16 protein-coding genes and 1 pseudogene are annotated in these 13623 nt (G+C 62.0%); 8 read left to right on the top strand and 9 right to left on the bottom strand.

Translation table 11 applies throughout. The features are described from left to right. Positions 1 to 9: 9 nt before the first annotated feature. The 5 genes and pseudogenes from msuE to ACUTR7_RS07950 all read right to left on the bottom strand — a co-directional run bounded on the left by msuE (position 10) and on the right by ACUTR7_RS07950 (position 3741). On the bottom strand, positions 10 to 591 hold the full coding sequence (gene msuE, locus ACUTR7_RS07970) for an FMN reductase (protein WP_445608539.1): 582 nt from the start codon (positions 589 to 591) through the stop codon (positions 10 to 12). Between the two features lie 213 nt (positions 592 to 804). Continuing rightward, positions 805 to 996 (bottom strand): annotated as a pseudogene (locus ACUTR7_RS07965) (ABC transporter permease); the annotation flags it as partial. Positions 997 to 1030: 34 nt separating this feature from the next. After that, on the bottom strand, positions 1031 to 1516 hold the full coding sequence (locus tag ACUTR7_RS07960; protein ID WP_445608538.1) for a hypothetical protein: 486 nt from the start codon (positions 1514 to 1516) through the stop codon (positions 1031 to 1033). Between the two features lie 10 nt (positions 1517 to 1526). Then, entirely contained in the window at positions 1527 to 2417 is an 891-nt protein-coding gene (locus tag ACUTR7_RS07955; RefSeq protein ID WP_445608537.1) for a hypothetical protein, read from the bottom strand. 421 nt (positions 2418 to 2838) lie between these two features. Further along, a complete protein-coding gene (locus ACUTR7_RS07950) occupies positions 2839 to 3741 on the bottom strand; it encodes a LysR substrate-binding domain-containing protein (RefSeq protein ID WP_445608536.1) in 903 nt (300 codons plus the stop codon). 111 nt (positions 3742 to 3852) lie between these two features. Here ACUTR7_RS07950 and ACUTR7_RS07945 point away from each other — a divergent pair, with 111 nt between their 5' ends. The 3 genes from ACUTR7_RS07945 (at position 3853) to ACUTR7_RS07935 (ending at position 6973) form a co-directional block, all read left to right on the top strand. Next, positions 3853 to 4827, top strand: coding sequence for a Bug family tripartite tricarboxylate transporter substrate binding protein (locus ACUTR7_RS07945; protein ID WP_013803335.1), 975 nt, complete (start codon positions 3853 to 3855; stop codon positions 4825 to 4827). 54 nt (positions 4828 to 4881) lie between these two features. Further along, complete coding sequence (locus ACUTR7_RS07940; protein WP_445608535.1) at positions 4882 to 5739, top strand: substrate-binding domain-containing protein; 858 nt, start codon at positions 4882 to 4884, stop codon at positions 5737 to 5739. Positions 5740 to 5869: 130 nt separating this feature from the next. After that, on the top strand, positions 5870 to 6973 hold the full coding sequence (locus ACUTR7_RS07935) for a porin (RefSeq protein WP_445608534.1): 1104 nt from the start codon (positions 5870 to 5872) through the stop codon (positions 6971 to 6973). Positions 6974 to 7005: 32 nt separating this feature from the next. Here the strand turns inward: ACUTR7_RS07935 and ACUTR7_RS07930 are convergent, their stop codons facing one another. Both ACUTR7_RS07930 and ACUTR7_RS07925 read right to left on the bottom strand, forming a co-directional pair. Then, positions 7006 to 7254: a hypothetical protein gene (locus tag ACUTR7_RS07930; RefSeq protein ID WP_445608533.1), complete on the bottom strand. Its 249-nt coding sequence runs from the start codon at positions 7252 to 7254 to the stop codon at positions 7006 to 7008. 366 nt (positions 7255 to 7620) lie between these two features. Next, positions 7621 to 8007: a MerR family transcriptional regulator gene (locus tag ACUTR7_RS07925; RefSeq protein ID WP_034391618.1), complete on the bottom strand. Its 387-nt coding sequence runs from the start codon at positions 8005 to 8007 to the stop codon at positions 7621 to 7623. Positions 8008 to 8048: 41 nt separating this feature from the next. Here ACUTR7_RS07925 and ACUTR7_RS07920 point away from each other — a divergent pair, with 41 nt between their 5' ends. The 3 genes from ACUTR7_RS07920 (at position 8049) to ACUTR7_RS07910 (ending at position 10870) form a co-directional block, all read left to right on the top strand. Then, positions 8049 to 9059 carry an aldo/keto reductase gene (locus ACUTR7_RS07920; protein WP_445608532.1) on the top strand — a complete coding sequence of 337 codons (1011 nt, stop codon included), beginning with the start codon at positions 8049 to 8051 and terminating at the stop codon, positions 9057 to 9059. 81 nt (positions 9060 to 9140) lie between these two features. Then, the gene (locus ACUTR7_RS07915; RefSeq protein ID WP_034391616.1) at positions 9141 to 9728 is read left to right on the top strand and encodes a TetR/AcrR family transcriptional regulator; all 588 of its coding nucleotides are present in this window, start codon (positions 9141 to 9143) and stop codon (positions 9726 to 9728) included. Positions 9729 to 9811: 83 nt separating this feature from the next. Continuing rightward, positions 9812 to 10870: an NAD-dependent epimerase/dehydratase family protein gene (locus tag ACUTR7_RS07910; RefSeq protein WP_445608531.1), complete on the top strand. Its 1059-nt coding sequence runs from the start codon at positions 9812 to 9814 to the stop codon at positions 10868 to 10870. Positions 10871 to 10965: 95 nt separating this feature from the next. Here ACUTR7_RS07910 and ACUTR7_RS07905 read toward each other — a convergent pair whose 3' ends face one another. Both ACUTR7_RS07905 and ACUTR7_RS07900 read right to left on the bottom strand, forming a co-directional pair. Then, on the bottom strand, positions 10966 to 11250 hold the full coding sequence (locus ACUTR7_RS07905) for a hypothetical protein (protein WP_080736823.1): 285 nt from the start codon (positions 11248 to 11250) through the stop codon (positions 10966 to 10968). A gap of 705 nt (positions 11251 to 11955) precedes the next feature. Continuing rightward, positions 11956 to 12612, bottom strand: a complete 657-nt coding sequence (locus ACUTR7_RS07900) for a LexA family protein (RefSeq protein ID WP_216295706.1) — start codon at positions 12610 to 12612, stop codon at positions 11956 to 11958. A gap of 73 nt (positions 12613 to 12685) precedes the next feature. On the opposite strand from ACUTR7_RS07900, the gene ACUTR7_RS07895 reads away from it, so the two are divergent. Then, positions 12686 to 12916 carry a hypothetical protein gene (locus ACUTR7_RS07895; RefSeq protein ID WP_216295705.1) on the top strand — a complete coding sequence of 77 codons (231 nt, stop codon included), beginning with the start codon at positions 12686 to 12688 and terminating at the stop codon, positions 12914 to 12916. 4 nt (positions 12917 to 12920) lie between these two features. Continuing rightward, entirely contained in the window at positions 12921 to 13619 is a 699-nt protein-coding gene (locus tag ACUTR7_RS07890) for a hypothetical protein (RefSeq protein WP_216295704.1), read from the top strand. Positions 13620 to 13623: the final 4 nt, after the last annotated feature.

The raw sequence follows: 13623 nt of genomic DNA, 5'->3' as shown, positions 1-13623 counted from the left end.
TGGGTTGACTCAGGCCGCAGCCATTTCCTCGGCCAGGCAGGGCCTGGCGCGGTGCACCAGCTCGACCAGCGGCAATGCCCGTTGCACCGCCAGTGCGGCCCGCTGTATCAGGGCCTCGTCGTGCAGGCGGTAGTCCACGAAATCCTTGTCGGTCGCGTAGACGCCCAGCGGCAGCGTGCGCGCCTGGAAGAAGCTGAACAGCGGCCGCAGCTGGTGGTCGATCACCAGGGCATGGCGCTCGCTGCCACCGGTGGCCGCCAGCAGCACGGGCTTGTCGATCAAGGCGTCCTGGCGGACGAAGTCGAAGAAGTGCTTGAACAACCCGGTGTAGGCGCCACGAAAGACCGGGGTGGCCACCACCAGCACATCCGCCTGCTCCACCGCCGCAAGCTCACGCTCCACCCTCTCGGGCAACTGCGAGCGCCACACCGCGCCGGCAAGCTGCGGCGCGAGCTGGCCCAGTTCCACCAGGCGTTGTTCGCACGGAACTTCGTCGGCGATCAGATCAGACAGATGCTCTGCCAGGGCGGCAGATTTGGAGGGGCGTTGCAGTCCACCGGAAACGGCGACCAGACGGAGCGGACGTGACATGGCTGCTTTCACGCGAGATGGCCAAGTTCAACGCGGGAGCCGGCTCTGGCCTCCATGCGATCCGAGGGTGTGGTGATGACCATGACTGCTTCCCAAATGCAAACGAACAATGGGAGCGAATGGTATGGATGCAAATCGATGAAGTAAAATGGTTTTAATTCACATATGCATGAGCCACACTCATGCTCAGGCTTGATCCCGCCCCTCTTACCCATCGGCCTTGTCATCGGAATACGCCGTGGCCAGCAGGCTCTTGCCCAAGTCGAGCTTGCTCTGGTCGTCCTTCTCGATCACCACCAGCTTCCGACCACTCACCGCCATGCTGCCGCCCGTGGCGTACTCCAGCCCCATCAGCAACCCGGCCTGGGTCTGCTTGCCATAGGCCTCCAGCGCACCCGTCTTGCTGGGCCAGTACTGAGTGCTTGCTCAGAGCCTCTTCTTATCTGCCAACCGCGGCCTGCTCCCTGACCCACTCCCTACTTTTTCCACGCACGCACCATTCTGGTTTTTTGACCCAATCAGTGAAATACATATTGGGGTGATCTTCCAAAATATTGCACCGCACATAACCCATTTTTGGCATAGCGTAGTATTGCAGCGGAGTAAGCACGAAAATACAAACAGCAACCAAGGAGGCTCCAAATATATTGCTCATGCAAAAAATGCGGTCAATAATTTTCGCCACCGAAGCACCGCATGGAATGGCTTTAAGCACTGAACCAATAGCCACAATAATTGAAATGATGATGATGTAAATTGACAGAGGTGCTCCGGGAGTTATTCTTACCATCGCCGATCTCTCCGAAATTTCCTCTATTGCAGAAATCAAACCAACATCCAAAACCCACAACCCCATCAACAAGAGACCGATGCAAAACGGTATTACCCAAATGATCATCCCACGAATTCTTTTTAAATCATGCATTTTTTATCATTCATTTGATTCTATAAGAAACCATGTTCAAATTTAAGTCAGGCGCTCCGAGCGGCTTGCACTCATCGGATTTCAACAAATACAGCCCGACATCAGTTCCCCCAGGAATACTTTTCAGGGAATCAATAACTCTTTCCTTTATTTTGAATTTTCTGTCCATCATATTCAAGGCAATTCCAGAAACAAATACAACCACAGCCATGGTAAACAAAGGAGCGACTGCGACAGCCGTGACTATCGGCACCATGAATCCAGCTATAAGTCCTATCGAGGTCGCCAGCCCTGCCTTCACCGCTTCCACCCCAATCCCGCCCACCAGATCATGCATGGTCTTCTCGTCATTGAAGATGAAGTCCAGCGTCTCGACGGCAGTGGAAACAACGATGCTCAGGATGAAGCCGCCCTTGGCCACGTTCTGCAGGCCACGCATTCCCAGGCCCATCTGGATCATGCGTGGGTGCGTGGCCAAAAAGCGTGTGCCCTGCAGCAACTGATGCCGAAAGCCTGCTCGACCTTTGATGATGATGTAGGAGCCCTTGGCCGTTGTCTTGATGTAGGTACCTGCCCCGGCAATACCCAGTGCGATCAGTGTCTTGGCGATCAGATAGCTGTCGGTTGCAGCCAATGCCGCAGGAAGGGTTACGGGCTTTTCGGCACCGGGGCTGACTGTCTGGCGCCAGTACCGCCCCAGTGCACTTTGCGCCAGGATGCCATGCAACCGCTCGGCCAGCCGCGGGTCGCGGCGGGCCTTGTCCTGCAGGATGCCCACGTACTCCTGGGGCGTGAGCACCAGTACATCTGCCTGTCGGCTGTTCATGGCATTGGCCATTTGCCGGTTGAAGGCCTTGGTGTAGTCGATATAAGGACGGGAGCTATCTGTGAATTCGCTCATGGCAGTGTTGTCATTGGTGCAATCTGAAAAAAAGCGCTGCCTGGCTTGCCTTCGGTGGCTATTTCCAATGACGGGCTGTTGCTGAAAAGAAAGTCCCTGGCCTGCGTGCGAAAACGCGGCGCACCGGGCTTGCGCAATTGCCATGGGAGTGGCAACTGTGCGCGGTAGACCGGCGTACGCCTCGCCTGTGGATTTTTCAGGTTATGTGGGCGTTTGCAGGGGCCGTACGCGATGCCGTTGCGCACACAGTCAAATCTCATGCGCCAAAGTGCAAAAAATTGCCACGGCCAGCACCATAGGCGCAGCAAATCCCGGCATACAGGCGCTTGCCGCCCTTGATTCAGCCAAATGAAGCCAGGAACGAGGCGGCATTGCAGGCCCGATATGCCGCATATGCCGCATATGCAAAGCGTGGTGCAGCTCAGCCTTGAAGGATGTGTGCCTGCACCAGGCACTCCCGCAACGCCTGCGCCACCGGCCCCAGCACGCGGTCACGCCTTTGCAGCAGGCCCAGCGTGCGCCACACATCGGGCGCGGTCAGGGGCACGCCGCAGACCTGGGCGTGGTCCTGCCGCAGGGCCAGCTGGGGCACGGCGGCCAGGCCCAGGCCGGCTTCCACCAGGGCCAGGGCGCCTGTGACGTGGTTGCACTCGTGCCAGGCCACGGGCTGCTCGGGCAGGCCGGCCATCACCTGGTCCAGCAACAGCCGGTTGCCGCTCTTGTGGGAGACGGACACCAGGCGCTTGCCCGCCAGCTCGGCCCACTCCACCTGGCTGCGCGCGGCCCAGGCGTGGCTGCGCGGCATGGCCAGCACATAGCGCTCGCGCGTGAGCGCCTCAAATCGCAGCGACGGCTCCTGGCTGCCCGTGAAGCTCAGGCCAAAGTCCGCATCCCCGCGCAGCACGGCCTCCACCACCTGCTGTGCGCTCTCGTCGATGACGTGCACCTGCACATCGGGCTGCTCCACGGCAAAGGTCTTCAGCACGGGCGGCAGCAGATTGGTGGCCACCGAAGGCACGCAGGCAACCGTCACCCGGCCACGGCGCAGCTTCAGCTGGTCATCCACGCGCTGCACGGCCTCGTCCAGGCCGGCCAGGGCCCTGCGCGCCTCCTGCAGGAATTCATGGCCCACCTCGGTCAGTTCCACACGCCGCGTGGTGCGCTCCAGCAGCCGCGCGCCCAGCACGGACTCCAGCCGCTCCACCCGCCGGCTCAAGGCAGGCGGCGACAGGAAAAGCGCTTCTGCGGCCAGGCGAAAGCTGGCTTTCTCGGCCGTGGTCACGAAGGCGATCAATTCCCCCATGTCGAATTTGATGCGCTGCACGCAACAGTCCTTCCAAAAGTTGCAATTCACAGAATAACACCCGCTGCATAGGATGGCGCCCTTGATAACGCTGCCCCCTGCGGGCAGGCAAGACCAACAAACGGAGACGACATGCACCAACGCAGACTGATCGCAGGCGGCGCCCTGGCCGCCCTTCTTTCCCTGGCCGTGGGCACCGCCCAGGCCCAGGACTTCCCCCCCAAGAAACCCGTGGTCATGGTGGTCGGCTTCGCCGCAGGCGGCTCGGCCGACATTGCCGCGCGCATCATCGCCAAGAAGCTGGGCGAGAACATCGGCCAGAGCGTGGTCGTGGAAAACAAGCCCGGCGCAGGCGGCAACCTGGCCCACACGCAGGTGGCCAATGGCCCGTCCGACGGCTCGGTGCTGCTCTTCGGCTCCATCGGCCCGCTGGCCATTGCGCCGCACTTCATGAAGATCGGCTACGACCCGCTCAAGGACCTGGCCCCCATCACCATGGGCGTGAACTTCCCCAACGTGCTCGTCGTGCCTGCCGCCACCGGCATCAAGACCCTGGGCGAATACGTGGCCAAGGCCAGGCGCGAACCCGGCAAGCTGGACTTCGCCTCCACCGGCCCCGGCTCCGCATCGCACCTGGCCGGTGAATTGCTCAACGATGTCGCCAAGATCGATACCCTGCACGTGCCCTACAAGGGCGGCGCGCCCGCCCTGCAGGACGTGCTGGGCAACCGCGTGACCTCTTTCTACGCAGCCCCGCCCACGGCCCTGCCCCACATCGAATCGGGCAAGCTGATCCCGCTGGCCACCACGGGCCTCACGCGCCCGGCCTACCTGCCCAACGTACCCACCGTGGCCGAGAGCTTCCCCGGCTTCAACGCCACCAACTGGTATGCCTTCGTGGCATCCGCCAAGACGCCCAAGCCCTTGCTGGACCGCTGGAACACCGAGCTGGTCAAGGTGCTGAACACCCCCGAAGTGCGCGACAACCTGCTCAAGCACGGCCAGACCGCCGCCCCGGGCACCCGCGAGGAACTCGGCCAGTTCATCGCCGCCGAGCACGCCAAGTGGGGCCGCATCATCCGCGAGCGAAAAATCACCGCCGATTGATTCCCTCGGCAGCCGTTAGCCGTTCCCCAACCATAAAAAACCAGGAGACAAACCATGACCGCCATCCGTTCCACCCCCCAGCAGTCCTCTCTGCAGTCCTCCGTGCCATCCACCCTGCGCCGCCGCGCCCTGGGCGCGCTGCTGGGCGGCGCCCTCAGCCTGGGCCTGGCCCTGGGCGCTGCCACGCCCTCCACGGCCAGCGCAGATGAAATCCGCGTGGTCACCTCGGGCGGCTTCTCTGCCGCCTATGACCAGTTGATTCCCCTGTACGAGCAGGCAACGGGCCACAAGGTCGTCACCTCGCGCGGCGCCTCCATGGGCAATGCGCAGGACTCCATTCCCAGCCGCCTGGCGCGGGGCGAGCAGTTCGATATCGTCATCCTCGCGGATGGAGCCTTGGACAATCTGGCCGCCCAAGGCAAGGTGGAAGCGGGCAGCCGCGTGGATCTGGCGCGCTCCATGATCGGCATGAGCGTGCGCAAGGGCACGCCCAAGCCCGACATCAGCACCGTGGACGCGCTCAAGCAGACCCTGCTGGATGCCAAGACCATTGCCTACTCGGCCAGCGCCAGCGGCACCTATCTGGCCAACGAACTGTTTCCCCGCCTGGGCGTGGCCGAGCAGATGAAGGGCAAGGCCACCCGCATCCTCAGCGAGCGCGTGGGCGCCGTGGTGCTGCGTGGCGATGCGGACATCGGCTTCCAGCAGGTCAGCGAACTGCTGCCGTTCAAGGAACTGGAATTCGTCGGCCCCCTGCCCGATGAAGTGCAGCAGCGCGTCTTCTTCTCCGCAGGCGTGGCCACCGGCGCCAAGAGCCCTGACACGGCGCGCCACCTGATCCGCTTCCTGGCAGCCCCCGCCGCCGCACCCATCGTGCGCAGCACGGGCATGGAGCCGGCGGCCAAGCCCTGACGGCAGGCCCCCCCGAGCCCTCAAGGCCCACTAGGCACTCAAGGCACTCAAGGCCCTCGACACACAGGGGGCCTTCACCCCTCCCCGGTTCGACCTCCATTCAGCGACGCTGCAACGGCACTGCTGCGGTATGCCGCTGCCCAGCCCTATCACCCTCGCCACACCCATGAACACCAAAACCCTGGCGCTGATCACCCTCGCCGCTGCACCGCTGTCGGCCCTTGCGCAATCCAGCATCACGCTCTACGGCATTGCCGATACCGGCGTGCGCTACACCAGCGGCCTTACCGCCGCCAATGCGGCCAGCAACACCTCGGGCGCCGCGCTGTCCAGCGGCGTCAACACCACCAGCCGCTTCGGGTTTCGGGGCCGCGAAGACCTGGGTGGCGGCATGTACGCCCTGTTCAACCTGGAAACCGGCCTGAACCTGGACACCGGCACCACCGCCAACTCCAGCAAATTCTTCGACCGCGCAGCCATCGTGGGCCTGGGCGGCGGCTGGGGCCAGGTCACGGCCGGCCGCCAGACCAACCTGCTGGCAGATGCCATCAGCCCCGTGGACCCCGTGGGCATGCGCTTCGCCGCCTTCAACCCCAACATCGCCACCGCCGCGCTCAGCAGCCACGGCCTGGGCGTGGAATACGGCAGCACGGGCGCCACCACGGGCTCCTACCGGCTGGACAACTCGGTCAAGTACACCGGCCGCTTCGGCGGCCTCACCGCCCGCGCCATGTACAGCTTTGGCGAGACGGCGCAAGGCGGCTCCGCCCGCTCATCGGCCGGCGCAGGCCTGGCCTATGGCACGCAGACATGGACCGTCTCCGGCGCCTACCAACGCTTCAAGACCGCAGACCAGTGGGAGCTGAAAGCCGCCACCCTGGGCGCCAGCTACAAATGGGACAACCTGCGCCTTGCACTGAACACCGCGCGCAGCGACGGCCAGACCAACGCCACCACCAGCCGCACCGTGCAGCGCGTGCACTCGCTGGGCGCCACCTGGTCCGCCCGCAGCACGCTGGACCTGACCGCCGCCCTGTACCGCGTGGAACGCGAACGCAGCGGCCGCGCCGCAGACGGCTACACCCGCGCCCTGCTGTTTTCGGAATACAAGCTGTCACGCCGCAGCAAGCTGTATGCGGAGCTGGACCGCACGCATTGGAGTGGAGGGTTTCAGGGCGGGCAGAACAAGGATGTGGCTACGGGGGTGACTGCGGGGTTGATGCATAGCTTCTGAGGGGCGCTGCGAGCACTCGCCCCATTGCCAACTCAGCCGCCCAGCTTTTTGAACGGCGTGTCGGAAGTGATCCAGCCGTTGCCTTGGGGGCAGATCACTTCCTTGTAGCGCAGCTCCTTTTCAAAGCTCCACTGCTGGCCGAGTGCGCAAACGTCCCCTGCGTTGAGGACAAATGCCACCGTCTGTGGATCGCCTTTCTTCAGCAGAACATCGACGCTTTGCGTCGCTTCCCACCGCCCACTCGGCGACTGGCTGCATCCCAGAGTTGCCAGCAAAGCCATGATCGCGCCCCTTCGCAGTATGTTTTTCATCAACTGCCCTTTTTGTAGTTGTCGCGCGAAGACTTTCGAGCGATGGCTTCAGGCTGATTGCCGACGTTCAGCGGAAACAATCAGACGACGGTTCTCGACCCACAGCGGACATTGGTAAGTGCCAAAAAGTGGGCTGAGCTCGTTAAGAGCGCATTTGCCAGACTGGTGCCTTCTGCCTGCGGAGCCACAGTCTTGCTTTCAGTTGGCATTTAGCCGGATGGACACGGAGAGGGTCTTGAACAGCGGATACCCCTGTCGTGCTTCCCAAGCAGCAGCTTCGCCGCTGAACTCGCGTTGATGCCGAAATAGATGGTGCTGGCCCCAAACCAAGGAGGCTCAGCACGGGAAATGGGGCGCATCGCCAGGCTTGCCGGCTTCGACCCATGCCAGCTTCTCGGTCAAGAAGGTGAGAGCTGCATCGAGTGCTGCGCGCTGCGATTGCAACTTGTCTATCTGGTGCCGCAGGACCTGCCCCGTGCGTGCGGCGGACTTTGCACCCTGCCGGTACTCGCGGTTGAGCGCCGAGATCTCGCTCAACGTATAGCCCAGCGATTTCTGCAGCTGAATCATCCGCACCGCGGTCACGTCATCGGCAGAGAACACTTGGTACGGGTTGCTGCCACCCAGCACGCCGCGACGCGGCTTCAGCAGGCCCTTCCCCACATAGAAGCGGACCGTCTCGGGCGACAACCCCACCTCCTTAGCAAACTCCGACAACAGCATGCCGTCTCCTTGACCACGTAGTTAACTACGTGCTTATAACAATGATTTTTCCACCTGGATCCAACGCCATGCAATCTCCTCCCACAAAACTCCCTTGCGTTCATCTCGGCATAGACGGCCCACTCGTGGGCATCCAGGGTCTAGGCTGCATGGGTATGAGCGAATTTTATGGCGCCACTGACACCGAAGAGGCACGAGCAACACTGGAACGGGCGCTCGCCTTGGGTGTGACGCTGTTCGATACCGCAGACATGTACGGTCTGGGCGCCAACGAATCGTTCCTCGCGCCGTTTGTGAAGGCCAACCGGCAGCGCGTGGTGATCGCCACCAAGTTCGGCTACACGCGTACGGTCGAGAGGCCCGATGACTGGAGCCTCAGCAATCGCCCAGACTACATCCGGCATGCGGTCGATCAATCGCTGCGGCGTCTTGGTATTGACACCATCGACCTCTACTACATGCACCGCCGCACACCTGACGTGCCCATGGAAGATTCGGTGGGCGCGATGGCGGATCTGGTGAAGGCCGGTAAGGTTCGGGCGCTCGGCTTGTGCGAGGTCAGTGCTAAAGAGTTGCGTGCAGCACATGCCGTCCACCCCATCGCCGCGATGCAGTCTGAATGGTCGGTGTTCAGCCGCCAGATCGAGCAAGAGATCGCACCGCTGGCAGCATCGCTGGGTGTCGCGATCGTGCCATTCGCCCCATTGGGGCGGGGTATCCTGACCGGCGCTACGTTCGGCAAGCAGTTGGCAGCAGACGATTTCCGCCGACACTTCCCGCGCTTCCAGTCAGACAACCAGGCGTCGAATTCGAGGCTGGTGGCGAGGTTGGAAGCGCTTGCCAAAGCCCGTGGCATCTCGACGGCGCAATTGGCGCTCGCCTGGCTGCAGACTCGCGCCAGGCAGTTCGACGTGACAGTCGTGCCTATTCCCGGCACGCGCCGTAGAGCGCGCCTCACCGAGAACGTGGCGGCTGCCTCCGTAGCATTGGATGAGCAGGAGATGTCGGCCATCGAGCCGCTGGCGGCGGCAGTTCAGGGCGTTTCGCTCTGAGCATGGCGGCCTGCCGCACATTTTGACGCTGCACCCCAAAATCAATTAATATCCGTCCAGTCGGAAATAAATTGATTGCTTATGGGACGCACGCGTGTAATAGATCAGGACAAGCTGCTGGACGCGGCAGAAGTCGTTGTGGCTCGGGACGGGCCTGCGAAGCTGACGCTGGAGTCCGTCGCCACCGAAGCTGGCGTTAGCAAGGCGAGCGTGCTGTACGACCACCGGTCCAAGCAGGCTCTGATCCAGGCGCTCGTTCAGCGGGCACTGGTCCGGGACAACGCCTTCAACTCCGAAGCGGCGGAGCGTCTCGGCGAGATCGATTCCCGGACTGTCCGCGGGCGGATTGCCGCGGCCGCCGCTCCGCTGCCAACAGCACAACGTGCCGTTGCCCTGAGCCTCAGCGCCGCGCTGGTGCAGGACGCAAGTCTGCGCGAGTCGATGCAGGCGAATCAGGCTGCCGTCATCGACGCAGTACAGAGTGACGCGGCGCAACCAAGGGGCGCGCTGCTTGCCTACTTGGCGCTGGAAGGGCTCAAGCTGTTGGAGAGCTTGGACTTCCACACATTCCCGAAGGCGGAGCGAGATCGCTTGCTGCGCGAGATCGAAGGGCTGGTCGACCGGCCTGTCGCACTTGATTCATTCGTGAGACCTCAGCGGCCCCGCTGAGGCGCTCTACCCCATATCAATTCCCATCCCGCCCGGGCCGACAAGACGGCCCGCGGACTAACCACGTCAGTACGTATCGAGTCATGAACGCTGTTGTCTCTAAATTGCCTGAATCGCATCCCGCACGATTGCCAGCCCGCCTGTTCCTGACGGGGGGAAGCGGCTATGTCGGTCGCAACCTGATCCGCCACTTCGTCTCGCAAGGTGTCGAAGTCATCGCGCTGGCGCGCAGCCCCGCTGCACAGGACACGATTCGCGCGTCAGGGGCGAATCCGTTCGAGGGAGATCTGCTGTCGGAGAATCTAGCCACCGGCATGGCTGGCTGCGATGCCCTGATTCACGCCGCAGCGGATACGGACCACGGTCTCTCCACGGACGCACAGTTTCAGACGAACGTCATAGGTACGCGCCACGTGTTCGCAGCTGCTGCGCGAGCAGGCGTGCGGCGGGCTGTGCACCTGAGCACGGAGTCAGTGCTCCTAGACGGAAGCCCACTGGTGGACGCCGAAGAAAGCCGATCCATCCCCACCAGACCGGTCGGCGGCTACTCCGCCACGAAAGCTCTGGCGGAACGCGAGGCGATTGCCGCTGCGCGGCACGGACTAGACGTCGTCATCGTCCGCCCGCGCTTCATCTGGGGACGCGACGACACGACCGCGCTTCCGCAACTGCTGCAGGCTGTGGATGCTGGGAAGTTCGCCTGGATCGATGGTGGCCGCTATCGCACGTCAACGACGCACATCGGTAATCTGGTGCACGGTATCGAGCGCGCGCTGATCGCTGGCGAGACGGGCGCCTGCTACTTCATCACAGATGACGACATCGTGGAGTTTCGTGCGTTCATCAGCGCATTGCTACAAAGCCAAGGACGCTCTGTCCCGACCAAGGAGGTGCCGGGCTGGGTGGTACGGGCCGTGGCCAGCGTCTGCGAACGTCTGTCGTCACTGACCGGCGGACGGTGGCGCCCGCCGGTCACCCGGCAGGCACTGGCGCCCTCGGCCGTTGAGGTGACGTTGAACATCGACAAGGCTCGACGCGAACTGGGCTACCAGCCGCAAATCTCGCGCGCGCAAGGGCTTGAGGAACTAACGCTCGAGGACCGAGGTGAAAAGGGGCAGCTGACAAGGAGTAAGCTGACTTAGCCGATTCAATACGGCCGGATTGTTGATTTCCACGCACCCCCAGATTGCTTCGGTACTAACATGAAGCATAAAGGTGCTCTGAGGGCATCTTTTTGTCACTTGAGAATGGCAGCTTTGCAAGCTAGGAACTGAGGCCGAGTGAGGATTCCAGCCTGCCTAAGCATTTCCATGGCTTGTATTGCTTTGGCTGTCTGAGCGGCAGGTGATGCTTGGGAAGGTTGTACTACAGCTTTTTTCTCTGAAGATGACTTCCTTGGCTGATCCCCGAAATCGATGTACTTGACCTGCCATGGCGCGTATCCAACTGCTGCAGCCTCTGCAATTTCATCTGCAGAGTAGCCTTGGCTATGCATGTCATGTAGAAAGTCCCAGTCGCTCATGTTGCGCCCTCTAGTTTTGGCTCTTTACAGCGTACAGGATGCTTGGCGGATCGTCAAAATTGACCACAGCTAGCTTCAATGTCTGCAGGATGGCTGATCTTCAACTGTCACAGATCGCCCCTATGCTGACGTTCGAGTCTCGATGAGCAATGTCTGCTTTGCAGCGGTTGCCGACGTTCAAAGAACGGACATCGATGGCCGGTCCGGGCGCGTAGCCCCCCCGACGCGTGAGGCAGAATTCGGCCAACAGCAGACATTGTGTTCAGAAGATGAAGGATTGAACGCTCTTTACGTCGAACGACCGCTAACGAGCGACGCCAATGACCGCTTTGGGCAAGAGCGTTTGTCAGGAAAGGGGCGACAGCACTCATTCGCGGGCCGAGATAGCGGACTTCCTGAATCCCCAGTGACTGCCTGTTAGCGAGGGGCTGCTGCGGACCTGAAAACAGTCATTGGGGAAGTGACTGTTTTAGCGCTCTGAAAGAGCGCTATGACTAGGTGAGCGGTAGTTCGCCCAGCTGCAATAAGCGGCTGCAACCGCTGCAAAGCCGACACCTGCAGGCAGCAGATGAGCGTCACCAAATGGGTAGATATCAGACGAGAAGCTGGACCACCAGCCAAGCCGGTTGTCCAGTCCGGAGGAGATGCTCCGTGTCGCATTGCTTTCCAAGGTGGCGTTCACGGAGCTGCGGATACTGGCAGATCCTAGGCTAAAGGTCGCGGAAACTTCCGCCGCAACTCCAGCATGGTTCCGATCACAGAAAGCCCATGTTCGTCACTGCGCATGACGGGATGGTCTGGATTGAGCGGGATCAGCTCAAACACCTCATTACCAAGCCTATCGTTTCCGTGTAGCCGGTATTTCCGAAACAGGGCTTCGGTCTTTCCCGCCTGGGCGGCCACGTAGTCTCCAGGCTGAGGTTTGACACCTGGATCGATCAGCACACGGTCTCCTTCACGGAACTCCGGAGTCATGGAGTTGCCAGCCAACTGGAGGAAGAACGCATGAACTGACGCATCGTTGGCAGAGACTTCCGTGCCCAGACTCTCCAAGCCCTCGACGGCTTCACTTCGGGCAACGGCCTGGCTGGAAGTAAGCACCGGGTATCGCCGAATTCCGCGGGGAAGCTGAGCAAGCATCGCCGCCTCGTCAGGCGTCATCACCCCCTCGCCGCTTTCCAGCCAAAGAGCGCTCACTCCGCACGCTGCTGCCATCGTGGCAGTCCGCTTGGAACCATGTCCCTTCGACTCAAGATCCCCAATGGAGGACTGCTTCAACCCCGCCTTTGCGGCGAGCTCCTCTTGAGTAAGACCTGCATGAGCACGAGCTGCTTTAAGACGCTTGGCGAAATCTGTGGACATAGCGCCGAAGCTTACGGAAAACCGATAACGATATATCGTTTGTCTTTTAACGATTAAACGTTAGACTGCGTGCATGCAATGGAAAGACTACCTCGCCAAGCTTGCAACGAAGGGTGTCAGTCAAAGCCAGATCGCCCGCGAAGTGGGCTGCGGTCAAGCAACGATTTCTGACCTCGCACTGGGCAAGACCAAGGAACCACGAACATCTTTGGGTATGGCGCTCATGCGCATCGGTGCCCGCTGCGGTATCGAGACACCCTTCGGTTCGGTTCACCCAGGCCAAAGTCGCAGAACCGATGAGTGAAGCGATGCACATCACCCACCACTTCACCCCCGGCCTGCACTTCGCTGCGCGCTGGAAGTACGCCGCCCGCGCGCCATCGGGCCGGGCCTGTTGGTCGCGGCTGCCGCTGGGGCAGCCGGATGCGGGAAGGGCCGATCCGCATGGCGCCTGGTGGTGCGTGAGGCGCTGCGCTGCCGTGCTGCGGCGGGAGATGTGGCAGTCGGTGGATCTGCCGCCAGGCATGCCCTTGCGGCCGGGGCCGGAAGATGTGGCGCTGGCTCTGCACGCGCTGATGCCGCGTTGGCAGGTGCAGCTCAGCGCGGGGGCCGGGCACAGTCCGCTGCAGTCCTGCACCAGGGCGCTGTTGGCGGGCGGCGGGGCCGTGCTGCAACTGCAGTCAGAGGCGCTGCACCGGTGCCCGCAGAGCACTTTCTGGGCCTGGGTGATTGGTGTGGAGATGCATCAGAGAATGCTGCCCGCGCCGGTGAAGCCATGGCCCTCATGCCGTGCGCCCCGCCCTGCCGCGCTGCTGACCATTCCCTTTGGCTGGAGCATGCCCTGGGCCTGCGGCTATGCGGCGCGGGTGCAGGTGAACCGCGACGGGCATTGCGATGTGGATGGCATTGACGGGCAGTGGCGCGAGTGCCGCTGCCTGGCCGCGATCACGCTGTCGCCCGCGCAACGCGGCAATGCAGGGCCATTGACGAGGCACGCACCGTGTTGAAGTC

Source organism: Delftia sp. NA_296.1 (assembly GCF_052692095.1).
This window is presented reverse-complemented; position numbering and strand designations above follow the sequence as displayed.

Bases quoted from the DNA above. Each gene is read 5' to 3' on its own strand.
- ACUTR7_RS07905 (WP_080736823.1), bottom strand. From the start codon at position 11,250: ATGAGCGACTGGGACTTTCTACATGACATGCATAGCCAAGGCTACTCT.
- ACUTR7_RS07910 (WP_445608531.1), top strand. From the start codon at position 9,812: ATGAACGCTGTTGTCTCTAAATTGCCTGAATCGCATCCCGCACGATTG.
- ACUTR7_RS07900 (WP_216295706.1), bottom strand. From the start codon at position 12,612: ATGTCCACAGATTTCGCCAAGCGTCTTAAAGCAGCTCGTGCTCATGCA.
- ACUTR7_RS07890 (WP_216295704.1), top strand. From the start codon at position 12,921: ATGCACATCACCCACCACTTCACCCCCGGCCTGCACTTCGCTGCGCGC.
- ACUTR7_RS07955 (WP_445608537.1), bottom strand. From the start codon at position 2,417: ATGAGCGAATTCACAGATAGCTCCCGTCCTTATATCGACTACACCAAG.
- ACUTR7_RS07920 (WP_445608532.1), top strand. From the start codon at position 8,049: ATGATTTTTCCACCTGGATCCAACGCCATGCAATCTCCTCCCACAAAA.
- ACUTR7_RS07915 (WP_034391616.1), top strand. From the start codon at position 9,141: ATGGGACGCACGCGTGTAATAGATCAGGACAAGCTGCTGGACGCGGCA.
- ACUTR7_RS07960 (WP_445608538.1), bottom strand. From the start codon at position 1,516: ATGCATGATTTAAAAAGAATTCGTGGGATGATCATTTGGGTAATACCG.
- ACUTR7_RS07930 (WP_445608533.1), bottom strand. From the start codon at position 7,254: ATGGCTTTGCTGGCAACTCTGGGATGCAGCCAGTCGCCGAGTGGGCGG.
- ACUTR7_RS07935 (WP_445608534.1), top strand. From the start codon at position 5,870: ATGCCGCTGCCCAGCCCTATCACCCTCGCCACACCCATGAACACCAAA.
- ACUTR7_RS07940 (WP_445608535.1), top strand. From the start codon at position 4,882: ATGACCGCCATCCGTTCCACCCCCCAGCAGTCCTCTCTGCAGTCCTCC.
- msuE (WP_445608539.1), bottom strand. From the start codon at position 591: ATGTCACGTCCGCTCCGTCTGGTCGCCGTTTCCGGTGGACTGCAACGC.
- ACUTR7_RS07945 (WP_013803335.1), top strand. From the start codon at position 3,853: ATGCACCAACGCAGACTGATCGCAGGCGGCGCCCTGGCCGCCCTTCTT.
- ACUTR7_RS07895 (WP_216295705.1), top strand. From the start codon at position 12,686: ATGCAATGGAAAGACTACCTCGCCAAGCTTGCAACGAAGGGTGTCAGT.
- ACUTR7_RS07925 (WP_034391618.1), bottom strand. From the start codon at position 8,007: ATGCTGTTGTCGGAGTTTGCTAAGGAGGTGGGGTTGTCGCCCGAGACG.